Origin of the sequence: Corynebacterium striatum ATCC 6940 (assembly GCF_000159135.1) — a bacterium.
Lineage (GTDB): Bacteria > Actinomycetota > Actinomycetes > Mycobacteriales > Mycobacteriaceae > Corynebacterium > Corynebacterium striatum.
The window spans coordinates 117,434-142,946 of sequence record NZ_GG667520.1; the positions used below are offsets into that span (position 1 = coordinate 117,434).

At 61.7% G+C, this 25,513-nt stretch carries 25 protein-coding genes, 1 tRNA gene and 1 other RNA gene; 17 read left to right on the forward strand and 10 right to left on the reverse strand.

The window, feature by feature from the left end; all coding sequences use genetic code 11:
* Positions 1–128 precede the first annotated feature (128 nt).
* The 3 genes from HMPREF0308_RS02885 to HMPREF0308_RS13995 all read right to left on the reverse strand — a co-directional run bounded on the left by HMPREF0308_RS02885 (position 129) and on the right by HMPREF0308_RS13995 (position 1,254).
* Positions 129–734, reverse strand: coding sequence for a hypothetical protein (locus HMPREF0308_RS02885; protein ID WP_034656783.1), 606 nt, complete (start codon positions 732–734; stop codon positions 129–131).
* A gap of 90 nt (positions 735–824) precedes the next feature.
* On the reverse strand, positions 825–1,127 hold the full coding sequence (locus HMPREF0308_RS13175; protein WP_005528506.1) for a hypothetical protein: 303 nt from the start codon (positions 1,125–1,127) through the stop codon (positions 825–827).
* Positions 1,093–1,254, reverse strand: a complete 162-nt coding sequence (locus HMPREF0308_RS13995) for a lipase family protein (protein WP_200973419.1) — start codon at positions 1,252–1,254, stop codon at positions 1,093–1,095. The genes HMPREF0308_RS13175 and HMPREF0308_RS13995 overlap by 35 nt, the downstream gene beginning before the upstream one ends.
* Positions 1,255–1,331: 77 nt before the next feature.
* Between HMPREF0308_RS13995 and HMPREF0308_RS02895 the strand changes: the two genes are divergently transcribed.
* The 8 genes from HMPREF0308_RS02895 (at position 1,332) to HMPREF0308_RS02930 (ending at position 10,698) form a co-directional block, all read left to right on the forward strand.
* A complete protein-coding gene (locus HMPREF0308_RS02895) occupies positions 1,332–2,267 on the forward strand; it encodes a sugar-binding transcriptional regulator (RefSeq protein WP_005528508.1) in 936 nt (311 codons plus the stop codon).
* A gap of 104 nt (positions 2,268–2,371) precedes the next feature.
* Entirely contained in the window at positions 2,372–3,121 is a 750-nt protein-coding gene (gene deoD / locus HMPREF0308_RS02900; RefSeq protein WP_005528509.1) for a purine-nucleoside phosphorylase, read from the forward strand.
* A gap of 20 nt (positions 3,122–3,141) precedes the next feature.
* Positions 3,142–4,563 carry an MFS transporter gene (locus HMPREF0308_RS02905; RefSeq protein WP_005528510.1) on the forward strand — a complete coding sequence of 474 codons (1,422 nt, stop codon included), beginning with the start codon at positions 3,142–3,144 and terminating at the stop codon, positions 4,561–4,563.
* A 10-nt stretch (positions 4,564–4,573) separates the two neighbouring features.
* The gene (gene deoC, locus HMPREF0308_RS02910; protein ID WP_034656786.1) at positions 4,574–5,221 is read left to right on the forward strand and encodes a deoxyribose-phosphate aldolase; all 648 of its coding nucleotides are present in this window, start codon (positions 4,574–4,576) and stop codon (positions 5,219–5,221) included.
* 27 nt (positions 5,222–5,248) lie between these two features.
* Positions 5,249–6,826, forward strand: coding sequence for a phospho-sugar mutase (locus tag HMPREF0308_RS02915; protein WP_005528514.1), 1,578 nt, complete (start codon positions 5,249–5,251; stop codon positions 6,824–6,826).
* 158 nt (positions 6,827–6,984) lie between these two features.
* Positions 6,985–8,088, forward strand: coding sequence for a trimeric intracellular cation channel family protein (locus tag HMPREF0308_RS02920; RefSeq protein WP_005528516.1), 1,104 nt, complete (start codon positions 6,985–6,987; stop codon positions 8,086–8,088).
* A gap of 66 nt (positions 8,089–8,154) precedes the next feature.
* Positions 8,155–9,834: a mechanosensitive ion channel family protein gene (locus HMPREF0308_RS02925; protein ID WP_005528518.1), complete on the forward strand. Its 1,680-nt coding sequence runs from the start codon at positions 8,155–8,157 to the stop codon at positions 9,832–9,834.
* Between the two features lie 63 nt (positions 9,835–9,897).
* The gene (locus HMPREF0308_RS02930; RefSeq protein ID WP_005528519.1) at positions 9,898–10,698 is read left to right on the forward strand and encodes a serine hydrolase domain-containing protein; all 801 of its coding nucleotides are present in this window, start codon (positions 9,898–9,900) and stop codon (positions 10,696–10,698) included.
* 23 nt (positions 10,699–10,721) lie between these two features.
* Here the strand turns inward: HMPREF0308_RS02930 and HMPREF0308_RS02935 are convergent, their stop codons facing one another.
* The gene (locus HMPREF0308_RS02935) at positions 10,722–11,666 is read right to left on the reverse strand and encodes a CE1 family esterase (protein ID WP_005528521.1); all 945 of its coding nucleotides are present in this window, start codon (positions 11,664–11,666) and stop codon (positions 10,722–10,724) included.
* 302 nt (positions 11,667–11,968) lie between these two features.
* Between HMPREF0308_RS02935 and HMPREF0308_RS02940 the strand changes: the two genes are divergently transcribed.
* Positions 11,969–12,367: a hypothetical protein gene (locus HMPREF0308_RS02940; RefSeq protein ID WP_034656788.1), complete on the forward strand. Its 399-nt coding sequence runs from the start codon at positions 11,969–11,971 to the stop codon at positions 12,365–12,367.
* Here the strand turns inward: HMPREF0308_RS02940 and HMPREF0308_RS02945 are convergent.
* Together HMPREF0308_RS02945 and HMPREF0308_RS02950 are read right to left on the reverse strand one after the other, a co-directional pair.
* Positions 12,364–13,149 carry an HAD-IIA family hydrolase gene (locus HMPREF0308_RS02945; protein ID WP_005528538.1) on the reverse strand — a complete coding sequence of 262 codons (786 nt, stop codon included), beginning with the start codon at positions 13,147–13,149 and terminating at the stop codon, positions 12,364–12,366. The two genes, HMPREF0308_RS02940 and HMPREF0308_RS02945, sit on opposite strands and share 4 nt — an antisense overlap.
* Positions 13,146–13,451 (reverse strand): acyl carrier protein, encoded by a 306-nt coding sequence (locus HMPREF0308_RS02950; protein WP_005528551.1) that lies wholly within the window; start codon positions 13,449–13,451, stop codon positions 13,146–13,148. Before HMPREF0308_RS02950 ends, HMPREF0308_RS02945 begins: the two co-directional genes overlap by 4 nt.
* Before the next feature lie 53 nt (positions 13,452–13,504).
* Here HMPREF0308_RS02950 and HMPREF0308_RS02955 point away from each other — a divergent pair, with 53 nt between their 5' ends.
* Positions 13,505–14,515, forward strand: coding sequence for an alpha/beta fold hydrolase (locus HMPREF0308_RS02955; protein WP_005528552.1), 1,011 nt, complete (start codon positions 13,505–13,507; stop codon positions 14,513–14,515).
* A 371-nt stretch (positions 14,516–14,886) separates the two neighbouring features.
* Here the strand turns inward: HMPREF0308_RS02955 and aceE are convergent, their stop codons facing one another.
* Positions 14,887–17,643 carry a pyruvate dehydrogenase (acetyl-transferring), homodimeric type gene (gene aceE / locus HMPREF0308_RS02960; RefSeq protein WP_005528553.1) on the reverse strand — a complete coding sequence of 919 codons (2,757 nt, stop codon included), beginning with the start codon at positions 17,641–17,643 and terminating at the stop codon, positions 14,887–14,889.
* 184 nt (positions 17,644–17,827) lie between these two features.
* Between aceE and HMPREF0308_RS02965 the strand changes: the two genes are divergently transcribed.
* A complete protein-coding gene (locus HMPREF0308_RS02965) occupies positions 17,828–18,265 on the forward strand; it encodes a DUF3052 domain-containing protein (RefSeq protein ID WP_005528554.1) in 438 nt (145 codons plus the stop codon).
* Positions 18,266–18,332: 67 nt separating this feature from the next.
* Positions 18,333–18,405, forward strand: a tRNA-Val gene (locus HMPREF0308_RS02970).
* A gap of 183 nt (positions 18,406–18,588) precedes the next feature.
* Here the strand turns inward: HMPREF0308_RS02970 and HMPREF0308_RS02975 are convergent.
* The 3 genes from HMPREF0308_RS02975 to HMPREF0308_RS02985 are packed head-to-tail and all read right to left on the reverse strand — an operon-like array spanning position 18,589 to position 20,734.
* Positions 18,589–19,230 (reverse strand): HAD hydrolase-like protein, encoded by a 642-nt coding sequence (locus tag HMPREF0308_RS02975; protein ID WP_005528555.1) that lies wholly within the window; start codon positions 19,228–19,230, stop codon positions 18,589–18,591.
* A gap of 27 nt (positions 19,231–19,257) precedes the next feature.
* Positions 19,258–20,235, reverse strand: coding sequence for an SURF1 family cytochrome oxidase biogenesis protein (locus tag HMPREF0308_RS02980; protein ID WP_005528564.1), 978 nt, complete (start codon positions 20,233–20,235; stop codon positions 19,258–19,260).
* 10 nt (positions 20,236–20,245) lie between these two features.
* Positions 20,246–20,734, reverse strand: a complete 489-nt coding sequence (locus tag HMPREF0308_RS02985) for a low molecular weight protein-tyrosine-phosphatase (protein ID WP_005528566.1) — start codon at positions 20,732–20,734, stop codon at positions 20,246–20,248.
* 110 nt (positions 20,735–20,844) lie between these two features.
* Here HMPREF0308_RS02985 and HMPREF0308_RS02990 point away from each other — a divergent pair, with 110 nt between their 5' ends.
* The 5 genes from HMPREF0308_RS02990 (at position 20,845) to HMPREF0308_RS03005 (ending at position 25,480) form a co-directional block, all read left to right on the forward strand.
* A complete protein-coding gene (locus tag HMPREF0308_RS02990) occupies positions 20,845–21,705 on the forward strand; it encodes a Nif3-like dinuclear metal center hexameric protein (protein ID WP_005528568.1) in 861 nt (286 codons plus the stop codon).
* Positions 21,706–22,419, forward strand: coding sequence for a zinc ribbon domain-containing protein (locus HMPREF0308_RS02995; RefSeq protein ID WP_005528570.1), 714 nt, complete (start codon positions 21,706–21,708; stop codon positions 22,417–22,419). It abuts the gene before it with no gap.
* Entirely contained in the window at positions 22,419–23,594 is a 1,176-nt protein-coding gene (locus HMPREF0308_RS03000; protein ID WP_005528572.1) for a bifunctional RNase H/acid phosphatase, read from the forward strand. Before HMPREF0308_RS02995 ends, HMPREF0308_RS03000 begins: the two co-directional genes overlap by 1 nt.
* Before the next feature lie 15 nt (positions 23,595–23,609).
* An RNA gene (rnpB, locus tag HMPREF0308_RS13065) (RNase P RNA component class A) lies at positions 23,610–24,049 on the forward strand.
* Positions 24,050–24,076: 27 nt separating this feature from the next.
* Positions 24,077–25,480 (forward strand): RNB domain-containing ribonuclease, encoded by a 1,404-nt coding sequence (locus HMPREF0308_RS03005; RefSeq protein WP_005528575.1) that lies wholly within the window; start codon positions 24,077–24,079, stop codon positions 25,478–25,480.
* Positions 25,481–25,513: the final 33 nt, after the last annotated feature.

Genomic DNA, 25,513 nt, shown 5'->3' on the forward strand with positions numbered 1-25,513 from the left:
CTTCGTAGTGAACCGCATTGTGGATGAATTTGAAACCACCCCGCGGCGGCAGTGATTTTACTGCGCCGCGGGGTGGGTATCTGAAGAAGAGGAAGTACTTTCGTACTTTGCCTGACGTTTCTGCCGCTTTAGCGGTCGGCGGTCAGGGTGATGCCGTTGGTCTCGGCGGTCTGTTGCAGTGCAGTGAGAGCCTTGGCGTCCTTTTGCAGGTCGTAGGTTTCGGCGAAGCCAACGTGGACGCGAGTGGAATCGATGACGTTCAGCTCGAACAGCTTGTGGCCGGCTTCCTGCTCCAGCTGTGCGGCCTCGTGCTTCAAGGCGTTGATGCCGGTCGGCAGGTTCTCCTTGTTGGAGTCGGTGCTTTCACCGGCGTTGTCGCCAGCTTCGGCCTGCCCGTCGGTAGTGGCGGCCTGTGCCTGGGTGTCGGTGTTACCGCCGAGGAGCTCAGAGAAGTCCGGGCGGTTGCCGCCGAGCAGGGAGCTGCCGAGTTGCAGGAGGGCAGCAGGGTCGGCAGAGGACAGCTGGTTCAGCGGGGTGTCCGCGTTGATGCCGGAGTTGGTTTCGCCGTTGGTGGTAGCACCGGTGTTGGTGGTTGCGGCGCCGGTGGTGGCGGCATCAGCAGCCGGGGTTCCGGCTGTGGTCTCAGCGGCGGTGGCGTTGGCGGCACCGGCGAATACAACTGCGGGAAGTGCGGCGGCAATGGTTGCGCGGCGCAGGGCGTTCATGGAACGCATAGGATAAATCCTTTCTATCGTTGCGGTCTTTCGGACCACGGGTGATGTTAGGAAGCGTTTCTGTGGTCGAGCTGGCTTGAAGCTGCCGGCTTATTGCAAAGCGGACTCAATTGCTTTCAGGGATTCCTTGATGTGCGGGATGGTGCCTGCTACATGCGAGCCGGCGTCGTTCGGGATGAAAGTGACATCGTCGCCGCGGCCGTGGGTGATGACCACCGGGATGGATGGGGTATCGTAGCCGATGTGCTGGTCGGCCAGGATCTTGCCCTCCTCATTGAGGCGGGAGTAGAGGTCCTCGTCGTAGGAGTTGCTTAGGCCCAGCAGAGCGAAGGACTCGAAGAGGAAGTACAGCGTGCCGTCAAGAGCCGGCGGCAGCAGCAGCCGCGCCGCCACCCTGTGAGTAACCGTTGATTATGACCGGGTTATCGGCGTTGATATCCCAGCCTTCTAGCTGACGGGCAGCGCGGTCGCTATCGAGCACGGCGTGTGACTGCGAGACACGGTCCATGTAGGTGTGCATGCCCGGGGTGCCCAGGTCCTTAAAGAGGTGTACGCCGTTAGCATTACGTTTCTGGGCGGGCGTGCTTGAATGGAATCATGATTGATGCGCGCGATAGTCAGGCCCTCGATGTGGCGAAGCTGTACTACAACTCGCACCTATCCCAAGCGGAGGTAGCGAAGTGTCTGGGTATTTCGCGCCCCACGGTCTCCAAGCTTTTGCAGCATGCGCACGACCAGGGCTTCGTGGTCATCAGTATCAACGATCCGCGCGAGCACTCCGATGAGCTGGTGCGTGAGCTAAAGGAGCGCTTCGCGCTTGCCGACGCCCGCGTGGTCACCACCCCACGCGGCGGCAACCTCATGCAGGACCTGGGTGCGGCCGGCGCCGCACTGCTAGAAGAGCTCGTCCACGACGGCTCCAGCGTCGGCGTGTCCTGGGGCCAGACCATGTCCGCCGTGGCGGAGCACCTGCGCCAGCTGCCACTCGAAGGGGTAAAGGTGGTGCAGCTAAAGGGCGGGCACTCGCACACGCAACGCTCCACCAAAGACTTCGCCACCCTCCAGGGCTTTGCTCGCGCGTTTAATGCGGAGACCTTTATGCTGCCGCTGCCTGTCATTTTCGATTCGGCCGAGACGAAACAATGGGTGGAAAAAGATCGCCACATTGCCCACATTGTGGAGATGGGCTCCCACGTCGACGTCGCGGTGTTCACGGTGGGCGCGGCCGCGCGCGAGTCTTTGGCGCTGAACCTGGGCTATCTCAGCGAGGAGGAAACGCAGCTTATCCTGGAGCGCGCGGTAGGCGATGTCTGCTCCCGTTTCTTTGATGCTGAAGGCTGCGTGGCCGTGCCCGAGGTGGACGCGCGAACGGTGGGCATTACTTTCGACGCCCTGGCGGCGCGGCCGACACGCGTCCTCGTTGCCGGCGGGTCGGAAAAGACCGACGCCATTCGGGTGGTACTCGAGAAAGGATTGGCCACGCATTTGGTCATCGATCACAACACGGCGCAGCGTGTTCTGACAGGAGTGTGAGCCGTAACATAATCGTGAACAAATGTAAATAGTGCCATTGACATTTGTGCTAGCTGCGGTAGGCTAATGCTTGAAAGTCATTATCATTCCGATAGGAGTTCACCGTGTCTGAAGCCGTACACGCAACCGAATTTTCCACCGAAATCGCCACCCCGCACATCAACCCCAAGGGTGCAGAAATCGCAGAGACCATCCTGCTGCCAGGTGACCCACTGCGTGCAAAGTTCATCGCCGATACCTTCTTGGAAGATGTCGTCCAGTTCAACGAGGTCCGCAATATTCTCGGATTCACTGGCACCTACCAGGGCCACCGCGTTTCCGTCATGGGCACTGGCATGGGCATGCCTTCCATCGGTATCTACTCCTGGGAGCTCATCCATAACTACGGCGTGAAGAACCTGATCCGCGTCGGCTCCATCGGTGCACTGCAGGAAAACATCAACCTGCACGATGTCATCGTCGCCTCCGCCGCTTCCACCGACTCCAACTTCCTGAGCCAGTACAACCTGCCGGGCCAGTACTCTCCGACGGCTTCGTGGAAGCTGCTCAAGGCACTCGTCGATGAAGCAGAAAAGCAGGTTGCCCACATCCACGTCGGCAATATCTTGAGCTCCGATGTCTTCTACAACTTCGACCAGACCGTCAATGACCGCTGGGCACACATGGGCGTGCTCGGCGTCGAGATGGAATCCGCTGCGCTTTATGCCATCGCTGCTGAGGCCGGCGTGAACGCCCTCGGTCTGTTCACCGTCTCTGACAACATCGCTGCCGATACCCACCTTTCGGCCGAGGAACGCCAGACTGCATTCCACACCATGATGAAGCTCGCACTGCCGCTGGCAGGCCTGGACTAGGAAGGATGGCTTAAAAAGCCATGTCAAAAGCTACAAACGCTAAGCCGTCGGGCGTCGTAAAGCGCGGCGTCGATGCAGCCCTCAACCCCAAGGCAGCCGTGCCGGTGTTGCTATTCTGCTTCGTTTTCTCCCTCGTGGTGGATAATGGTTTTAAGACCATGACCATGCCGATTGCACAAGGCTTGGGCATTGATGACAACACTGCTTCGCTGCAGGCATCCCTTGCCGGCGTCATCATCGGCATCGGCGCCGTGGTCTACGCGGCGCTGGCGGACTCCGTGTCCATCCGCAAGCTCATGATCACCGGTGTGCTGTTCGTGGCGGTCGGCTCGGTTATTGGTTTCGTGGGCTCGGGCTCCTGGCCCATCGTGCTGGCCGCCCGCCTAATCCAGACCACCGGCCTGGCCGCTGCGGAAACCCTGTACGTCATCTACGTGACCAAGCACCTATCTGAAGCAGACCAAAAGACCTACCTCGGCTTTTCCACCGCCGCCTTCCAAGCCGGCCTGCTGATTGGCGCGCTGACCTCCGGCTTTATCTCCACCTACATCTCGTGGACCGCGATGTTCCTCGTGCCGCTCATCCTCGTGCTGTGCATCCCCGCCATCCACAAGATGGTGCCCGAGGACGAAGCCGTCGAGGCAAACCTGGACGCGCTCGGCCTCTTCCTGGTGGGACTCTTTGCCACCGCGCTGACCATGTTCATGCAGGCGTTCAACTGGATGTGGTTCATCCTGGCCGTCGTGGCAGTGATTGGATTTACTCTGCACATCCGCTCCGCTAAGGCGCCCGTGGTGCGCCCGGAGTTTTTCACCGACGGCCGCTACGTGTGGGCCATCACCCTGGTGTTCTTCATCTACTCCACGCAGCTGGGCTACATCTTCCTGCTGCCATTTGCGGCCAACGAGCTGCACGGCATGAGCATTGACCGCGCCAGCCTGCTGATGATTCCGGGCTACGTCTGTGCCATCTTGGTCGGTGTCTTCTCCGGCAAGATCGGCAAAGTCCTGAACTCCCGCCAGACCATCTACACCGCGCTGGTCATGATCGTCGGCTCCCTGGCCGTAGCTGCTCTCTTCGTGCAGGTGCACGTCGCTGTGCTGGCCGTGACCATCGTGACCTTCGCCTCTGGCTTCGCGCTGATGTATGCACCGCTGGTCAACACTGCGCTGCAAAACATCCCGGCCGCGAAGTCCGGCATTGCCATCGGCTTCTACAACCTGACCATCAACATCGCCATCCCGCTCGGTATCGCGTACACCGCAAAACTCATTGATGTAAGCGATGGCTTCAACCTCGCCCTCGGCGTACTGACCGCCGTTGGCGCATGTGGCGCCGTCCTCTACGTCGTGGCCGACCGCGTTATGGCCCGCAAGGAAGCGCGCGAGGCGCGATCGGCGTCTCGCGCGGATTCCGTCGACGCTTCCGAAACACTCGCTTAAAGGAGAAGAAATGTCATCCAACGTCGCATCTATGATCGACCACACCCTGCTCAAGCCGGAAGCCACCGCGCAGGACGTCGCCGCACTCATCGAGGAAGCACATCGCCTGGGCACCTACTCGGTGTGCATTTCCCCGTCCCAGCTGCCGGTCGAGGTTCCCGAGGGCCTACACGTGGCAACCGTCGTGGGCTTTCCCTCCGGCGCCGTCAAGCCGGAGATCAAGGCCGCCGAGGCAGGCCTTGCCGTGAACAACGGCGCCGAAGAAATCGACATGGTCATCAACATCGCGCTGGCCATTGAGGGCCGCTTCGACGCACTTGAGGAAGAGATCCGCACCGTGCGCAGTGCCTGCCAGGGCAAGGTCCTGAAGGTCATCATCGAGTCCGCCGCGCTTTCCGACGACGCGATTGTTGCCGCCTGCCGCGCCGCTGAGGCTGCCGGTGCTGACTTCGTCAAGACCTCCACCGGTTTCCACCCAGCCGGCGGCGCCAGCGTGCATGCGGTAAAGCTCATGGCAGATACCGTGGGCGGCCGTCTCGGCGTGAAGGCCTCCGGCGGCATCCGTACTGGCGCGGACGCGCAGGCGATGATCGACGCCGGGGCCACCCGCCTCGGCCTGTCTTCCTCCGCTACGGTGCTGGCGGACCTAGAAAACTAGTGGCTTAGAAGCTGAATCGAGGAAACAATGTCACTTGTCGAATACGCTCGCACATGGGCCGAACACGACCCAGACCCGTTAACCCGTGACGAGGTCCTGGGGTGGATCGAGGCTGGCAACGAAGCCGCGCTGTCCGCCGCCTTCGCAGGCCCGCTGGCCTTCGGCACCGCCGGCCTGCGCGCCGCCGTTGGGGCAGGCGAGTCCCGCATGAACCGTGCAGTGGTCATCCGTACCACCTATGGCTTGGTTTCGTGGCTAAAGCAGCAGGTTGAAAACCCAGTCGTGGTCATCGGCTGCGATGCCCGCTACGGCTCGGCCGATTTCTACCAGGATGCTGCGGAGGTCATCTCCGCTGCCGGCGGCCGTGCATTGGTGCTGCCGAAGCAGAACCCGACGCCGCTGACCGCTTATAGCGTGCGCGAGCTCGGCGCCGACGCCGGCATCATGGTCACAGCCTCCCACAATCCGCCGGCCGATAACGGCTACAAGGTTTACCTGGGCGGCCGCGTGGCCACCGGCGATGCCAACGGCGTGCAGCTTGTCTCCCCGGCGGACGCAGAAATCTCAGCGGCGATTGCTGCGGCGCCGCCTGCCGACGAGGTGCCGCGTTCCGCCGACAACATCGAGGAAGTCGATACCCGCGCGCAGTACCTCGAGCGCGCCGCGAAGCTGGTGGGGCAGTCCACCAGCGCCAAGATCGCTTTGACCGCCATGCACGGCGTGGGTGCAAAGCTAGGCACCACGCTGCTCGAGAAGGTCGGCTTCGAGGTTTCCCTCGTACCGGAACAGGCCGAGCCGGACCCGGATTTCCCAACCGTTTCCTTTCCCAACCCGGAAGAGCCCGGCGCTCTGGACCTGGGCAAGGCACACGCGGAAAAGATCGGCGCAGACATCCTCATCGCATACGATCCGGATGCTGACCGTTGTGCGGCCGCTATCCCGACGCACGGTGCGGAAGGCGGCGTCGTCTGGCGTCAGCTCACCGGTGACGAGACCGGCGCCCTGCTGGGTGACTACCTGGCGCGCCGGGGCGTGGGCGGAACGTTTGCAAACTCGCTCGTGTCCTCGCGCCTGCTGGGCCGCATTGCCGCGCACTACGGCCTGCCGCATGAGGAAACGCTCACTGGTTTTAAGTGGATCGCCCGCACCCATGACTTGAGCTTTGGCTATGAGGAAGCCATCGGCTTTTGCCCCGACCCGCAGGCCGTGCGCGACAAAGACGGCGTGGCCACCTCGGTGGTTCTGGCCAGCCTGGCCTCGGAGTGCAAGGATGCAGGCATCACCCTGCAGGACCGTCTCGCGGAGATTTACTCCACCGTGGGCCGCCTGGCCACCGCTCCGCTGACCTTCCGTGTGGAAGACCTTTCGCTGATTACCCGCGGCATGGAAAAGATCACCTCGACCCCACCGACTCAACTGGCGGGCTCGGAGATTGCAAAGGCAGAGAAGTTTGCCCAAGGCATGAAGCTCTACACCGTTGATGATGACCGCGTCATCGTGCGCCCGTCTGGCACCGAGCCGAAGCTCAAGTGCTACTTGGAGTCCCCGGATCCGGCCCGCCTGGATGCCATTGCAGAGGATCTGCGGGTCTTCTTCGATATGTAACTGCAAGTTCTTTACCCTAGGCCGCTGGCAGTATTGCCGGCGGTCTATTTGTCTTTATGGCGTTGCTCGGTGGGCTCATCGCCCGCGAGCGCGATGAGCCGGTGGAAAAGACTAGGGGCTTCTCCGCCGTAGGCCGCCTCTGCTCATAGACTGGAATCATGAATGTTGAAGTGGATCCGCTGATTGAGGCGCTGTACTACTGGTCCGACGTCAGCGGCGTGTTATTGATGGGGATCATCGGTGGCACGCTTGCGCGCCAGCGCGGCTATGACATTGTGGGCTTTTTCTTCATTGCGATGTTCTCCTCTTTGGGCGGCGGCATGATTCGCGACGTCCTCATCAATCGGGGGACGGTCGCTGCGATGTCGCAGCCGGAGTACCTTTACCTTGCGTTCGCAGGCGCGCTGATTGCACGATTCATCTACTTCAAAGGCAGAACCTGGGACTATATCCAATCTCACGGGGATGCCGTAGTCTCCGCACTGTGGGCGGCAACCGGAACAGTGAAAGCGCTGACCTACGGCCTGCCCCTTATTCCCTGCGTCATGATGGGTGTGTTCACCGCCACCGGCGGTTCCATGATTCGTGACATCTGTATGGGGCGCGAGCCTGCTGTCTTTGGGGACAATCAGCCCACCGTCATTCCCGCCGTGGCTTGTTCGGCCGTGGTGCTGGTTGCCAATTCGCTCGATAGCCTGGCGTGGGGCATGCTCGTTGGCCCAGTGGCATCCTTTGTCCTTACCATGCTGGGAATCTGGGCGGGATGGCGGGTCCCCGCGCGTCAAGAGTGGGCACCGCTTAATGACACCGCCGCGCAGGTCATGGTGCTCGCCCGTAAGGCTGAAGATAAAAGCCGGGCAGTGGGGCGTCGTCTAGAGCCCACAAAGCTGCGCGCGTGGCGGCACCAGCAGATGGAAAAAGCACTGCAGCGCAGGATTGAGAAACAGGTGCGGGCCGGCAGGCGCCGTACGGAGGCGGCCTCGGATGTCTCGGACTTTATGGAGGCATTTGCTGAAGACGTCGCTGAGATGCACCAGGATCCCACTCCGGATGCGGCCGAAAGTCATGGCTTCCTGGATGGAATTGGTGTGGATATCAGCGGCGATTCCTACGAAAATTATGACGAGGAAAGCCAGCAGTTAAGTCTTGATGGCAGTAAAGTGCAGCGAGATATGCTCGACATGATTCTCGCCGACGAGAAACTGACAGATGAGCTGGTTGAAAGACTCGTTAAGCGCTATGAGGAACGGAATCAGGGCTGATTTCCCAGGACATTCCCAGCGTCGAGGCCGAGCTTTTTACGCGGTGGGCTAGCTACTGTGGAATACATGAACCTGATTAGCTACTTCTTCATTCGGTTGTGGCAGGTTGGCATCGACCACGTGTTGCCCCTTTTAGCATTGTTGCTGCTGGGCATGTTGGTCCCGCGTTTGGGCCGGCTCGCCATTCGCGTCCTCGAATCGAGGCTCGATGAAAGCGAAGAATCGACCAAAGCCAGATTGGCCTTGGGCGGCGCTCTGGTCTACGTGCTGCAAGCGGTGGCCTATTTTTTGTTGGTTTTGGCCGCTCTTTCCAACCTGGGTGTGCCTGCGCTGGGCGCTGCGATCCCTGCGACTGTGGTTTCCGCTGCCTTGGGCTTCGGCGCCCAGAAGATTATCGGTGATTTCCTAGCGGGCTTTTTCATCCTCTCCGAGAAACAATTCGGCGTGGGAGATTACGTCAGTTTCGACGGTGCTACCGGAGTCGAGGGCACAGTCGTTGCATTGACCCTGCGCACAACCAAGGTGCGTACCCCTACCGGCGAAGTGGTCATGGTGCCCAACGGTTCCGCTGGAGTAGTGACCAACTACTCGCAGGACTGGTCCCGTGCCGTCGTGGATTTGGCTGTGCCGCTCCACGAGGGTGAGACCTTGGAAGAAATAACCACCCGGGTCCGTTCCATTTCGGAACAAGCTATTCAAGACCCCACAATTGCGGACGACGTCGCCGGCGAGCTGGAAATCCTCTCCGCCACGGGCATCGTGGAACCCACCGTGGCAGGCCAACCATGGCAGGTCAAGTACCGCGTGCTGGTGCAGGTGAACCCCTCGCGGCAGTGGGCCGTTGAACGCGCTATTCGATCGGCACTGCTGTCAGCTTTTTGGGATCACTACAATTTGCCAGCCGATGCCGCTGGGGCTGTCCCATTTCCTATGGATAGGATCACTGGCGCAGCCTCCCCAGACACTGATGCGCCTGGGGGTGCGAAGCCGTCTGCGCAGCAACCGGTGCGCGCAGAAGACCCGGAGGAGTCTGCTGCCGCGGCAATGGCGGCGTCGGAAAGCGCTAGCAACAACGCCACGAAGTCTTTTAGCAATGCGGGCGATAGCGCGCATCTGGAAACCGACGCGGTGGAATCTAAGGACCACGGGCCCGGCCGCCCCGCTACCGCAGATGCTGATCCAGATTTAGAAGACGCTGACGCACACACCAGCATCTGGCGGCAGGACGCTCCCTCGGGAAAGTTCCGCAGGCTATGGACCCTGGGTGGACGCGTACGTTCTTCGACCACCGGCCTCTTGGTGGGTCTTTTGGTTACCGGATTGCTTCTCTTTGCGTCGTGGAACCCCGAAGATGCCGGTACAGGCTGGCTCAACCCTGCCTACTGGACGGAGCGCAAAGCACCGGCCACCACCAGCGCCCCCGTCCCGACCGCGGAACCAGAGGTCTCGGCCACTGAAAGCCCAGGCGCAGACAACGTAACGGAGGAATCTGCCGATGCTTACGCTCCATCCAGTGAGCCGAATGACGCGAATTCGGATGGAGCCGCGGCAGACGAAAATTCTGATGACTCGAAAAAGAATAGCGACGAGCGCCGCGTGCGGGAGGATACCCTAGGCGGCCAAGAGAGCACGGCGCCGGCTGCCCCGACCCCGCAAGACACGGCTGGGGCTACGCCTGGCGACGACGCGGGAGCCACGGACACCCCGGCTGGGGAGGAAACGGAGCAGCCGAGCGTGGCTAACTAATTCTGGTCCGATTCTGGAAAGAATGGGAGGCTCTTTCTTTTTCGATGGGTAAAGTTGCAAAGTATGAGTTCGTTATCGCACCTCGAGGCCTGGCCGGTAGAAACAGTTTCAGCAGCGCTGATTAAAGGCGATTGCGTTGTGGAATCCTTAGGCGATACCTCGCGGCAGTTTCCCGTGGCTTCAGTGACGAAACTGGTCTCGGCTTATGCTGTGCTGCTAGCGGTCGAAGAGGGGGCAGTCGAGCTGGATCAGGCAGCGGGTCCTGAGGGGTCGACGCTTCGGCACTTGCTCTCCCATGCGTCGGGGGTGGCCTTTGATTCTCGGCAGCTGCAGCGCCCAGTAGGGCAGCGGCGCATCTACTCATCGGCTGGTTATGAGTGGGCTGCGCAAGTGGTAGAGGAAGCCACAGGGATGGCGTTTCCGGACTATCTCAGCGAGGGGGTGTGCAAGCCACTGGGAATGAACGCTACTTTTCTCAATGGCTCTGCGGGCCATGGCTTGATCTCCACGGTCGACGATCTCACGGTCTTTGCACAAGAGGTCCTCAAACCGCGTTTGCTGCATCCGAGCACTGTGGCTGAGATGCGCACAGTCCAGTTCCCAGGGCTGCGGGGTATTGTTCCCGGATACGGCAGCTTCAAGGATTGTGCCTGGGGCCTAGGTTTTGAAATCCACGCGAAGAAGGAACAGTGGATGGGCGCCCTGCCTGCCGACGCCGTCGGCCACTTCGGCATGTCTGGCACCTACCTCTGGGTGGCCGGGGACTGGGCCATGGTCGCATTGACTGACCGCGATTTTGGCAGCTGGGCTAAGCCCTTGTGGGCAGAGTCCAATTCAGGGATTTGGAAAGGAATAAGCTCCTAGCGGGGAGGCAGCGGTGCCCTTTCTTAGTGGGAGTTGAGGAAGTCCCAAACCTCACGAGTGGCAGTCGGGTTGTTCGGGAACCACGTGTGCTCGCCGCCTGGAACCGTGTAGAGCACTGTGTCGGCAGCGCATCCTTGCATCTGCTCAGCGTTGAAGCTTCCGCGTGACTCGATGGACTTGCTGTTGATATCGCAGCCGTTGCGTTCGCCCACGGCGCGGAAGGCCTGGACAACGGAGAGGTAGGTTCCGCCGTGCAGGTTGGAGCCGGATTCATAGTACGGAGCGGTCTTGTCCTCAGTTCCGTGCAGGAACAGCGTCGGAACCGAGCCAGAGCAGCCCGTGTAGATGGGGCCATAGTTTGCGGTTGCGACTCCAGCTACCGCATCAACGAGGTCCGGCGCTTGGCATGCCAAGTTCATGGCCATTCCACCGCCGTTGGATAGGCCCGTGGCGTAGGTGCTGTTGATGTTGTAGCGAGCGTGGAGGGAATCGGAAATCGCGCGCACGAAGGCTACGTCCTTGCCGCGGGCGCCGCCGTAGTGGGGGCCCTCCCAGCCAAAGTGGCCGTTCTGGAAGGTGGGCTGCGGGTAGACCACGATGGCTTCGCCGTTAGCCGCCTCCGAGAGACGGATGATCTCCTGGGCGCGCGGAGCTTCGTGGTCCATGCCACCGAATCCGAAGACCAAGTCATAGGACTTGGCGGGGTCAAAGCCTTCCGGCAGCTGCAGGATGTAAGAGCGGTTTCCTTGGCCGGCAACGTTAACGGACTCAGTGGTACTGGTCCCGCCGACGCCGGTGGAGCCAGTCGAGCTGGTGAGCTGGCCGAGAACGTCAGTCAGCTGAGGGGACAAGCCAAAAGCTTCGTCCAACGAAGAGCCTGAGACGGACTGTGCCGTGGCGACCGGGCTGAGGACGGCGAGGGAAAGAGTGGCCGCACCCGCGGCGGCAACGAGCTTGTTGAGGCGCATGAGGTTAAACGATAGCGGCGAAACTTTCGGGCGACAAAGGAGTGTGATTTATAGCAGATTCCGTAACGCATGCGACGCAAGTAAACCAGTGTTCCGCATGTGAATTTTCAACCTTTGGTTGAGATTGAGCAAATGGGGGTTGAAGTGGTTGTTTAGGGTTGATGGGGTTTATGTGACGGGGAAGAATCGGCCCAAACGCGAAGACAGTTCGTTGGGGAAGACGAAGCTCGTCTGGCGCGCTCCAGCTGCCCCCTCGCGGGGGTAGCTTCAGTGCGCTTTAAACATGTCGAAGGAGAATCGGCGTGAATACTCGCGTTCACGAAGTCGTCGCTTGCGCGACGTCGCCAAGCGCCTGGCCGCACCGCAATGTCGGACAGGTGCGCACCGCCGTGCTCACAATTGCGGGAATGCCCCGCACGCTGCGCCCGGCAATCGAGCGTGCCATGGCGCGCTGCATCACCACAGAATCGGAATTCATCGTCCCCGGCGACGATCCCCTCACCGCCCAATGGTGCACGCGGTGGTACCGCGACATGCCCGGCGACGCCGAGCTTGCCCGCGCCGCCACCGGCATCCTCCCGGTAGGCATCGGCTGCCGCCAGGTGCTCACCGGAACGCACGAAGAGCTCGCCGCCCTCGGTAGGGCAGTCGAGCTCTTAGCAGGGGAATACGGGTTCAACGCCCGCGTTGACGTGGCTTAATCGGCCTTGGGGAAGGGCTGCGTCACGCGGTCGGCCAACTCGGCCACCGAATCGATGACCTGGTTCGGTCGGTAGGGGTAGCGCTGAATCTCGGCATCGTCGCTGATGCCCGTGCGCACGAGGATGGTCTGCAGGCCCGCCTCAAGGCCCGACTTCACATCGGTGTCCATGCGGTCACCAATCATGACCGTGTTCTCCGAGTGCGCACCGATGTGGTTGAGTGCCGAACGCATCATGACCGGGTTGGGCTTACCCACGTAATAGGGCTCGCGGTTCGTGGCCGCGGTGATGAGTGCGGCAACGGCACCCGTGGCAGGCAGCACGCCCTGTGGGGCTGGGCCGGTGACGTCCGGGTTGGTCGCGATAAAACGCGCGCCCCCGCGAATTAGATTGATGGCCGTGGTGATTGCCTCAAAAGAGTAGGTGCGGGTTTCGCCCAAGACCACGAAGTCTGGGTCGTTGTCGGTCAGAACCCACCCTGCCTCGTGAAGGGACGTCGTCAAGCCCGATTCGCCCACCACATAAGCCTTGCCCTCGCCCGCCTGGGTGGTGAGGAAAGCGGCAGTGGCCGTGGCGGAGGTCCAGATGCGCTCCGCGGGGATGTCGAGGCCCGTGTTCTTGAGGCGAGCGGATAGGTCGCGCGGGGTGGACATGGAGTTGTTGGTGAGGACCATGAACTCGATGTCGTTGTCATACAGGGACTCGATGAACTTGTCCGCGCCGGGAATCATCTCGCCCTCTTTGATGAGGACGCCGTCCATATCGGAAAGGTAAGAAATCACTTCTGCTCCTCCAAGTGCTTGTCCACGTATTCGGCAAGTTGGCCGATGGTTTCGATGCCTAGCATTGTCTCCTCATTGAAGCGCACCTTGAAGCGCTCCTCGGCTCGCACGGCCAGCTCGATGCGCTCAAGCGATTCCACGCCTAAGTCGGCGAGCTTGGCGTCGCGCTCCAAGCCTTCCGCGCTGCCGGTGACCTTGGTAATCAGCGCGGTGATTTCGCTGTAGGTGTCTTCTGCGGGCTCCTCCTTTTGCGGGGTCTGGTTGAAGCGGGCTTGCAATTGCGCGGAGAGGTCGTTTGCCATGCGGTCCAGTCTAATAGGGTTATATCAGTAGGTGCGGCTATTATCAGAAGGTCATGATTAATAGGGCTCGAGCAAAGACGATTGTGCACAGTTGGGCGCGCCGTTTGCGGCCGACGCGTCGCAACGAACAGCACCTCATCTACGAGTCCCTGCACAATCACACGGACGAGCCCGGGCTGACTGGAATCGATTCCTTGGGCACCGTGCGCAACGATGGCCTGGACATCGCGTGGTACGAGGTCGGCCCGCAGGACTCGGACATCACTGTGGTGTTCATCCACGGCTACTGCCTGTCCGCGGAGGCCTACTACAGTCAGGTGGACTACATGCGCCGGCATTTCCCGGAGGTACGCTGCCTGCTTGTCGACATCCGCGGCCACGGCCTTTCCACCGAAGTCGCCCCTGCGCAGTGCACGGTGGACGCCGCGGCTGACGACGTCCTCGCTGTCCTTTCTGAGCGCGCCTCCCGTAGCAAGCTCGTGGTCGTGGGGCACTCTTTGGGCGGAATGGTGGCGCTCAATGTGATTCGCCGCGCGCCGGACGAGGTGTACCAGCGCATTGACTCGGCGCTGTTGATTGCGACGTCGATGCGCCGTTTTGCGGCGAAGGGCGTGGCGCAGATTCTCGAGTCGAAGGCGCTGGGCAGTTTGTATAACGCGTGCATGCGGCTGCCGAGGCGGATGGACCGCATCCGCTTTGAGGTCGCGCAGTGGGTCGCGCCGCTGTTTGCTGCTTTGCTGGCGGGCTTTCCGCAGATGGAGAAGCTGCAGTTCCATGTAGCCATGCTGATGGACACGCCGCTGTCCAGTTACACGGGCTTCTTTGACGATCTTCTCGACCACTCCGAGTACGCCGCCGCCGACCGCCTGGCCCGCCTGCGTGGTGAGGTTATTGTGGGATCTGCCGACATCGTGACTCCGCGCAGCCAGTCGGACGTCATCTTGGAGCACTGGCCGGCCGCCCGGCTGACTGAGGTGGACGGCGCAGGCCACATGGTCATCCTCGAGGAGCCCGAGGCCATCTCGGAGGCGCTTGGTCGCCTCTTGGTTCCGTTGGTGGACTAGCGTTGCCGCGGCCGCCGGCCCTTTGCCGGCCCTTTGCCGGACCTTTGCCGACCACCGCGCGCCTCCGCTTGTTTCCCCAGAGCCCCCCGTTGGTTTGGTCCCATTCGTTTGGTCCCTTTGTGGGGTAAAGGGACCACTAGCGGCTTCTGCCCGGAACCGGTTACTCGTAAAACTACCCTTAGTAGGGGACCCAACCAATGGGACCAGTTGGCCGGTCGGCCAGCGAGCTCGTTGTACGACAAGCCTGCGCCCTTCTGCGCCCTTCTGTGCCTTTCTGTGCTCCGGCCGCACCGCAAAACGAGAAGACCGCCCCTCGGCGTCCTGCTAAGCGGGCAACCGAGGAGCGGCCTAAACCGTCCTAGAGCGAGTTATTACTCCTCGTCGCTGGAGGTGGACTCGGTGGCGGTAGGGTCATCGAGCTTCAGCTTGGCAGCTGCTTCCTCGACGACGGAACGCTCCACCTTGCCCTCGCGTGCCAGACCCTCAAGGGTTGCCACGACGATGGACTCAGCGTCGATGTTGAAGTAGCGACGAGCACCCTCACGGGTATCGGAGAAGCCAAAGCCGTCCGCGCCCAGCACGACGTAGGTACCCGGAACGTAAGGACGAATCTGCTCCTGCAGGTCGGTGGTGAAGTCGGAGACACCAACGAACGGGCCCTCGAAGCCCTTGAGCTGCTTGGTAGCAAACGCCTCGGTCGGCTCAACGCCCTTCTGCAGCGCCTCCTTGTTGCGGCGCGCGCCGTCGCGAGCCAGCTCAACCCAGGAGGTCACAGAGAACAGGGAAGCCTTGACGTCGTAGTCGTCAGCCAGGATCTTCTGTGCACGCAGCGCCTCGTGCACACCCACACCGGAAGCCAGGATGTTGGCAGGGATGGAGCCGCCCTCAGCGGTGTTGTAGTGGTAGATACCCTTGTGCAGACCGTCGACGTCGAGGTTCTCCGGCTCAGCAGGCTGGCTAACTGGCTCGTTGTACACGGTCAGGTAGTACATGACTGCCTCGGAGTTCTCGCCGTACATGCGGTTGATACCGCGGTGAATCAGGTGAGCCACCTCGTAGCCGAAGGCTGGGTCGTAGCTGATGACGGCAGGGTTCGTGGAAGCCAGAACCGGGGAGTGACCGTCCATGTGCTGCAGGCCCTCACCGGTCAGGGTGGTGCGGCCAGCAGTTGCACCGATGATGAAGCCGCGGCCCAGCTGGTCGCCGGCAGCCCAGAAGGAGTCGCCGGTGCGCTGGAAGCCGAACATCGAATAGAAGATGTACAGCGGAATCATCGCTTCGCCGTGAGTTGCATAAGAAGTTGCGGCCGCGGTGAAGGACGCAGTCGCGCCTGCCTCGGAGATACCCTCGTGCATGATCTGGCCGTCGGTAGCCTCGCGGTAAGACAGCATCAGGTCGTTGTCCACCGGCACGTAGTTCTGGCCACGCGGGTTCCAAATCTTCAGAGTCGGGAACCAAGAGTCCATACCGAAGGTACGAGCCTCATCCGGGATAATCGGCACGATGCGCTTACCCAGCTCCTTGTCGCGCATGAGCTCCTTAAAGGTACGCACAAGCGCCATGGTGGTAGCCACGTTCTGCTTGCCCGAGCCCTTACGCACGGAGCGCAGCTTATCGATGTCCGGGGTGACCAGCGGAGTGAACTTCTCACGGCGCTCCGGCAGGAAGCCGCCGAGTTCTTTACGGCGCTCCAGCATGTACTTGATTTCCGGCGCATCGTTACCCGGGTGGTAGTACGGCGGTGCGTAAGGATCCTTCTCCAGAACCTCGTCCTCGATCGGGATACCCTGCTTGTCGCGGAAGAGCTTGAGGTCTTCCAGCGTCAGCTTCTTCATCTGGTGGGTAGCGTTGCGGCCCTCGAAGTTGTGGCCCAAGCCGTAGCCCTTGATGGTGTGAGCCAGGATGACGGTCGGCTTGCCAGTACCCTTGTTATCCAAGGCCTTCGCATACGCAGCGTAGATCTTGCGGTAGTCGTGGCCACCGCGGCGCAGTGCCCAAATCTCATCGTCGGAGAGGTCCTCAACCAGCTTGAGGGTGCGTTCGTCGCGGCCGAAGAAGTGCTCGCGGACATACGCGCCGTCGTTAGCCTTGAAGGTCTGGTAGTCACCATCAGAAGTGGTGTTCATGATGTTGACCAGGGCGCCGTCCTTGTCGGCATTGAGCAGCCTGTCCCAGCCGCGGCCCCAGATGACCTTGATGACGTTCCAGCCAGCACCGCGGAAGAAGGACTCCAGCTCCTGAATGATCTGAGTGTTACCGCGAACCGGGCCGTCGAGACGCTGCAAGTTGCAGTTGATGACGAAGGTCAGGTTGTCCAGTTCGTAGAGGGCAGCGGTCTGCAGGAGGCCGCGGGACTCTGGCTCGTCCATCTCGCCGTCACCCAGGAAGGCCCAGACGTGCTGCTCGGAGGTGTCCTTGATGCCGCGGGTCTCCAGGTACTTGTTAAAGCGTGCCTGGTAGATAGCGTTCATCGGGCCGATGCCCATGGAAACGGTTGGGAACTCCCAGAAATCAGGCATCAGACGCGGGTGCGGGTAGGAAGGTAGGCCCTTGCCCTCGCCGCGGGAAACCTCCTGGCGGAAGCCGTCTAGGTCTTCCTCACTCAGGCGGCCTTCCATGAAGGCACGGGCGTACATGCCCGGGGAGGCGTGGCCCTGGAAGAAGATCTGGTCACCGCCAGACGGATCATCCTTGCCCTTGAAGAAGTGGTTAAGGCCAACCTCGTAGAGCGGGGCCGCACCAGCGTAGGTGGAGATATGGCCGCCGACGCCGATGCCTGGGCGCTGCGCGCGGTGCACCATGATTGCTGCGTTCCAACGGATCCAGCGGCGGTAGCGCTTTTCGAGTTCCTCGTCGCCAGGGAATTCTGGCTCCAAATTGGTTGGAATGGTGTTGACAAAGTCGGTGGAGGTCAAGGAAGGCAGAGGGACGCGTTTCGCGGTCGCACGCTCCAGCAGGCGGAGCATCAGGTAGCGGGCGCGCTCTGGATCGGAGTTATCCAGCAGGCCATCGAGTGAGTCCATCCACTCGCGGGTTTCCTCGGGATCGCTGTCATGCAGGTATGAAGCAACTCCGTCACGGACGATCGGGAAGTTGGAGTCACCCTTTACGGCGTCCTGGTCAGCCATTTAAACCTCCTAGATTGGATTTACACAGTTTGCATACCAGAATACGCCTCCCCCGATCATCTGTGTGTGTGAAGGGGGCATAGGCAGCTTCACTGCCGGTGAAGTCGATTATTTGCGAACTTTGCAAAAGGTGATTGTGCGGTAAATCTGCAGTGCAATCGCGAAAAGTGGGGCAGAAGGCGTTATGATCTTTTCCATGCCAGAAAAAGGAAGGAATCAAGTAGTGGCTGATGCGGCCAGCAAACTCGGCATCCGTGAAGGGCAGATCGCCCTTGAATTGGGATGGGATGAGGACTGCGATGCCAGCATCTCTGAATCTATTGAGGACGTTCTCGGCGAGGACTTTCTCGAGGAGGAGAGCGACGAGCTTTGCGACGTCGTGCTTCTCTGGTGGCGAGCCGAGGATGGCGACCTTGTCGACGGGCTCGTTGACGCCTCCCGCCCGCTTGGCGACGCCGGCCGAGTGTGGCTGCTGACCCCAGGTGCGGGCAAGCCGGGCAACCTCGCTCCAGGTGAGATCTCTGAATCAGCCCAATTGGCTGGCTTGGTGCAGACCAAAGCAGAGCGTTTGGGCGAATGGCAAGGTTCCTGTCTTGTTGCCCGCGGAAACACCAAGAAGTAGTAATAACCTGCGGATTTGTAGCTTGGCGCTTGAATGGGCTAACCTTGTGCAAGCGTCAAAGCGCACTGCGGCTTTAGCTCAGCTGGAAGAGCAACTGGTTTACACCCAGTAGGTCGGGGGTTCGATCCCCTCAGGCCGCACAATGTGAAGTCTCGCGACATCGTTCCTATCGGTGTCGCGGGACTTTTCGTTTTGCTACTTAGCCCCTGATCTGCGTAACTGACGAGGAAGCCGCGTCCAGAGCAGAACCGGTGGGCTTCGTTGGCAGTTGTGCACGTTTGGCCGCCGACCCCACCGTTCCGTGGCCCAAAACTGCAGCGGCGCTAGAGCGCAGCGAGCAGCGCGTCGATGTCCTCGATGGAGCTGACGAAGAAGTCGGCGTCGTCGAACTCGGCCTGGCTGCCGTGGCCCCAAGCTACGAGAGCAGTGCGGATGCCCAGTGGACGCGCGCCCTCGACGTCGTGGTGGCGGTCGCCCACCATTAGGATTCGTTCCTCGTGGCCACGCAGGTTCATCGAGTCGAGCACCCACTCGATGACGTGGCGCTTGGTGGGGCGGGAGCCGGTGGCGTCGTCGGCACCGCCAATGAAGTCGAAGTAGCCTGCAACCCCAAGGTGTGTGAGCATCTGCCGCGCCATGTCCTCGCCTTTGCTCGTGGCCGTACAAATGGTGTGCCCCGCCGCCTTCCACCGAGGTAGTGCTTCGGCCCAGCCAGGGAAGAGCTCCGCTTCCTGCCACCCAAAGTCGTGGTAGTAGCCTCGGAAAGTCGCCACTCCGCGTGGGATGTCCTCAGCCTTCATGCCGAACAGCCCAAGCGCTATCTCCAGCGGCGGGCCGGGAAAAGAATGCAGCTGCTCGAGCGTGGGAACGGGGTAGCCCAAGTCGGCAAAAGTTAGCTGCGCACAGCGGGAAATCCCTGGAAAAGAGTTGACCAAAGTGCCGTCGACATCGAGAAAGATATTCACGCGATCAACTCTAGGACAGCGTACGGCTTAAAAGCGCTCCTGGCCGCGTTCGCGAATCTTCTCATAGAAGTCTGGCTTCGAGTCGCCGTAGCGGGAGCGCGCGCGGCGTGATTGAGGGGCTGCCTGGGCCGCAGCAGAAGGGGCCTCGGCAGAAGGGGCCTCGGCAGAAGGGACCTCGGCAGAAGGGGCCGGAGCAGGGGCCGCCGCGGCGGGGGATTGGAGGGGCTCGGAAGGGGAAGCGTCGTCAAGCGGGCCGTGCAAAGCCGCCTCCTCCTCGCGGGCGCGGCGGCGCTCGCGGATCTCAGACCATACGAAGTAACCCAAGCCCAGCGGCGCCATGATGCCGAAGGCAATCCACTGATAGCCGTAGGAAAGGTGGTTACCGCGGTCGAGCTGCGGGACCTCCAGCGCGGTCAACTCGCCTGGCTGCTCTGGGGAGAGCTGGATGTAGTCCTTGCCCAGCTTCGTATCCGTGAGCGACGCGACTTCCTCCGTATGAATGGAGTAGACCTGCTGGTAGCCCTCCTGGTCAATCGGTGCGGAAGAGTGCTGCAGCTCGTCGGCGCGGATCATGCCCGTGATGGTGACGTCCTCAGTGGGAGCCGGGGGAATCTCCGGAACGGTGTTGCCTTCGCCTGCGGCAATCCATCCGCGATTGACTAACATCGTGAGACCGGAATCTGTCTGGAACGGGACCAAGGACTGGTACACCGCGCCCGAGGAGACGGGGCGCAAACGCAGCAGCACCTCGTCGTCGGCGAGGTAGTGGCCGGTGAGCGTGGCGCGGGACCACTCGTCGTCCTTGATGGCGCCGTCCTTAGTCACCACCTCATTAAGCGGACGCGGATCCGCCTCGTAGGCCTCCGCAATGAGGTGATTGCGCTCCACAATCTGGTCATCCTTGCCTAGCTGCCACGGCGCTAGAACCGTGAACGCAAAGTAGGAGAAGGCAACAACAAAGATGAGCAGCAGTACCCACCCAGGCTTGAGGAACGTCTTCAGCATGCCTTTTATCCTAGACCCGCTCTTGGCGAATCCAATCCAGCAGGCCAGGGACGGCGGCTTCAATTTCCTTGCGGGTGCGCGCGAAGTCCTCGGCAGTGCCGTAATAAGGATCCTCGATGTTCTGGTCCTCGGCGTTCGGGTCGAAGCTGCGCATCAAGCGCACACGCTCTGTGTCGATGCCGCGCTTGATGAGGGCGTCGCGGTGGCCGGAGTCCATTGCGATGAAAAGGTCCGCGTCCATGTGCTCGGGGCCCAGCTGTGCCGCGCGGTGCGTTGCGCCGTCGTGGCCGCCGCTGCGCAGCTCGGCGATGGCGCGCTCGTCAGCGCCTTGGCCCACGTGCCAGCCGCCAAGGCCGCAGGAGGACGTGCGCGCGATGAGGTCGAGCATGTCGTTCTCCATGGCATCGCGAACGATGATTTCCGCCATGGGGGAGCGGCAAATATTGCCCGTGCATACAAACACGAGGTGCAATGCGGAGGGATTGTCCTCAGAAGTCATCAGGCTACGACCTTAGAGCAAATAGAACGATTTCTGAACGAAAGCTAGGATAGTGCAGCAGCGCGCAGAGAGCGAAAAACACAGTGATACAAGCACGAAGGAGGCCCGCTATGGCCCACACTTCCACCACCGTTGGCGAGGTCCGCCGCGTCCTTGAAGAGGCATATCCACCGCACTTGGCTGAGAGCTGGGATGCGGTCGGTCTCATTTGCGGCGACCCGGACGATTCCGTTACCAAAGTCGCCTTCGCCTTGGACTGCACCCAGTCTGTGGCGGAGCAGGCCGTTGCCAGCGGGGCGCAGATGCTCGTTGTTCACCACCCGCTTCTTTTGCGCGGAGTGACCTCCGTGGCGGCTGATACCCCCAAAGGCAAGGTCATCCACACCCTGATCAAGGGCGGCGTTGCGCTGTTTGCCGCGCACACCAATGCGGACAAGGCGCGCCCCGGCGTCAATGACAAGCTTGCGTTGCTGGTGGGAATCGAGCCAGGCCGCCCCGTCGTGCCGCACGAGCGCTTTGACGGCGAGGTTCCCGCGGATGCGCTGGGTCTTGGCCGCATCGGCGAGCTGCCCGAGCCATTGACCCTGCGCGAGTTCACACAGCAGGTGGCGAACGCGCTGCCGGAAACCGCCTGGGGGATTCGCGCGGCGGGTGACCCGGAGGGTGTCGTCAAGCGAGTTGCCGTATCCAGCGGCTCCGGGGATTCGTTCCTGGACACCGCGCGCGAGCTGGGCGTGGACGTCTATGTCACCTCGGATCTGCGCCACCACCCCGTGGACGAGCACCTACGCGCCGGGGGACCTGCCGTCATCGATACGGCCCACTGGGCCAGCGAGTTTCCGTGGACCTCGCAGGCGCGCGATATCGTGGTGGAAGCATTAAAGGTGGATACTGAAATCATCAAGCTGCGCACCGACCCATGGACTATCTCTGCGCATGGGGAAAATCATGAGCAGCCAAAGGAGAACTAAATGAAACTGACACAGCAACTGCAGCCTGTCCTACTGGAACTTGCTAACCTGGAGCGCTCCCAAGGCGTGGGCGGCGAGAAGGTCGTCCCAGAACAGCAGGAGTACGAGCAGGCTCAAGCAAAGCACAAGCGGCTTGTCGACGCCGCCGGTTCCGCCCAGCTCGCAGTCGACGACATGGAGCTGGAAATCCTGCGCATCCAGGCCGATGAGCGCAAGCTGCGTCAGCGCGAGCGCGATGACAAGGCCCAGCTGGGCGCCGAGGTCGATCCGGAGCGCCGCAAGGACCTGGAGCATGACCTGTACGCTGCGAAGTCCCGCATTGCGGATCTGATGAGTGAGCTGCAGGAAGCCCACAACGAGATTCACGCCCTGCGTTCCAACCGTGACGTACACGGTGCGCGCGTGGACGAGTCGCAGCGTCAACTGGAGGTTCTCGCACGTGCCGCGGAGGCAGCTAACGACGCCGCCGCGAAGCAGGCGGACCCGGCTATCCGCATCGGTGAGCTGCGCGCGCAGCTGCCTGCCGACGTCCTCGCAGACTACGACACCGTGCGCCACGAGAACGGGGTGGGCGCTGCCGCGTTCAAGGGCCGCGCCTGCGGCGGCTGCTTCATCGTGTTGCCGCCGGCTGAGCAAAACGCCGTGCGCAATGCGCCTGCCGACGTCCTCCCGCAGTGCAGCGACTGCGGCTCCTTCTTGGTGCGTCCTGCCTAATGAAGCTGGTTATTTTTGCTGACGGTGGCTCCCGTGGCAACCCGGGCATCGCGGGCTCTGGCACGGCTGTCTACTCCGCTGACCGCAAGCAGCTGCTGCGGGAAATCGCGTATGTGGTGGGCACAAAGTCCACCAACAACGTGGCTGAGTATCACGGCTTGCTGCGCGGTTTGGAGGCCGCCGTGGAGATGGGCGCGGACGACGTCGACTTCTACATGGACTCCAAGCTCGTGGTCGAGCAGATGAATGGGCGCTGGAAAATCAAGCACCCCGACATGCAGGCTTTGGCGTTGGAAGCACGCAAACTCATCGACCAGATTGGCAGCTTCACGCTGACCTGGGTGCCGCGTGCCAAGAACAAGGCTGCCGACGCCCTGTCCAACGTGGCGATGGATGCTGCCGCTGCGGGTGCCCCGGTGGGAATCGTGGGCGCGGGGGAAGAGACCGCAGACAGCCCCAACAGCGCCACCGAGCCCGCGGCAGATACCGCAGCGCCGCAGCCCAGCGACTGGATGACCGAGCAAGGCCCAGTCACGCGCTTTATCCTCGTGCGCCACGGCCAGACCGAGATGTCCGCTGCCAAGCAGTACTCCGGCCATGCTGACCCAGAGCTGACCGAGCTGGGAAAGAAGCAGGCGCTCGCAGCCGCGCAGGCACTCGCCGAGACACAGGTCGACGCCATCGTCTGCTCGCCGCTCAAGCGCTGCCAGCAGACCGCCCAAGCCATCGCGGCCAGCGTGCGCCCCGCTCATCCCGACGGTACCGAGGGCGAAAAGTTGAGCATTGAGACAGTCGAGGGTCTTATCGAAGTCGACTTTGGTCTCTGGGAGGGCAAGACTTTCGCGCAAGCGCATGCCACGGACGAGGAGCTGCACAGCCAGTGGCTCGAGGATCCTTCCGTGGCCTGCCCCGGCGGCGAGTCCTTGCAGCAGGTTCACCGCCGCGTGCGCAAGACCCGCCAGGAGTTGCAGGAAAAGTACGCGGGCAAGACCGTGGTCGTGGTCTCCCACGTCAACCCCATCAAGTCGTTTATCCGCCAAAGCTTGGACGCAGGACCGGTGACGTTTAATCGCTTGTTCTTGGACTTGGCGTCGATAAGCATTGCGGAATTCTGGGACGGCGGCTCTATGCTGCGCGGCTTCAACGATGTGGGGCATTTGCGGGCTCTGGGCTAGACTGTAACGCGCGAATGAGCCGACCGGGTGAACGCGTCCTTTCCGAACCAACCTCCACGAGGGGTAAGGCGGGGGACGAGGAAAGTCCGGACTCCACAGAGCACAGTGGTTGCTAACGGCAACCCGGGGCGACCCGCGGGCAAGTGCAACAGAAAGTAGACCGCCGCACGACTTCGCTACGCCGCGTCGTACGAAGATCCGTGAGGTAAGGGTGAAACGGTGAGTTAAGAGCTCACCAGCACCGTCAGTGATGGCGGTGGCTGGGTAAACCCCACTGGGAGCAAGGCATCATGGCCGGCACACTGCGGGCTTGATCAGGCGTTTGAAGGCTGCTCGCTTTAGCCTGAAGGTAGCTGCTTGAACCAACTGGCAACGGTTGGTCTAGATGGATGTTCACCGCCGCACGCTTGATGTGTGCGGGAAGACAGAATCCGGCTTATAGGCCGGCTCATTCGCCCACTTTTCTGGAACAATGGGGCAGCATGAAGCTTTATGCAGCTCCTTTAAACTTCCGCACGATTGCCGAGGAGTGCTCTGTTCCCACCGACTTCAGCCAGGAGGTCCTCGATGAGGCCCAGGCTGCGCAGGATCGCTATGTCACGCAGCGCCGCGACGCGCGCGATATCCCGCTGGTGACCATCGATCCAAAGGGGTCCATGGACTTGGACCAAGCGGTGTGCATCGAGGCTCGTAACGGGGGCTACCGGGTCTTTTACGCTATTGCTGACGTCGCCGCGTTCGTCGAGCCCGGCAGCGCCCTGGAGGATGAGACCTTCCGTCGCGGGCAGACCATCTACCTGCCGGACGAGCCGGAGCGCCTGCACCCGCCGCAGCTTTCGGAGGACAAGGCATCGCTGCTTGCCGACGTCGACCGCCCCGCCGTTCTCTGGACTATCGACCTTGACTCGGCGGGCGAGGTCGAGGACTTCGCCGTGGAGCGCGCGCTGGTGCGCTCGCGGGCGCGATTGGACTACGAGGGGGTGCATGAGGATCTTGCGGCAGGCCGCCTGCATTCCTCGATTGCGCTTTTGCCGCAGGTGGGCAAGCTGCGCCAGGCGTCTTCGCTGCACCGAGAGGCGATTAACCTGCGTTTGCCTTCCCAAAGCGTGGAGGAATTCGAGGAGGACGGTCAGCACCGCTATGAGCTGGTCATCGAGCCGCGCTACGAGGTGATGGACTACAACTCGGAGATTTCACTGCTCACCGGCATGTGCGCGGGCCAGCTGATGGAGTCGAAGGGGATTGGTCTGCTGCGCACGTTGCCTGCCGCAACTCGGGAGGCGGAGGAGGAGTTCCGCAGCGAGGTCGAGGAATTGGGCTTTGCGCTTGGCGAAGGCTCGATTACCGAGTTCCTGCAGGGCCTCGATGCCGATTCGCCGCGTGGCATGGCCGCGATGCGCGAGGCGCAGCGCTTGTTGCGCGGTGCCGGCTACGTGTGGCTGCAGGATGATGAGGCGGAGGTCCACGCTGGAATCGGTGGATACTATGCCCACGTGACGGCGCCGCTGCGCCGTCTGGCTGATCGCTTTGCCACTGAGGTGTGCTTGGCGCTTGCCAATGAACAAGAGGTTCCGGAGTGGGTCAGTGCGCGAGCAGGTGACTTGGTGGAGACGATGAGCAGCACGTCCCGCTTGGCTTCCCAGGTGGACAAGGCATGTCTCAACTTGACCGAAGCGACGGTGCTGGCGCCGTGGGTGGGTAGCAACTTCGAGGCCATCGTGGTGCAAGGCGGGGCCAAGCGTGAGAAGGCCCGACTCTTTGTGACCCAGCCGCCGGTGTTTGCGGAGGCGGTGGGCAACCCAGAGACGGGCGGTCAGGTCACTGTTTCCCTGGTTAAGGCGGATGTCCAGACGCGGGAAGTGCTCTTTGCTTGGCCAGCAGACTAGACAGTAAGGACTCTTTAGCGCGGTTTTAGCGTG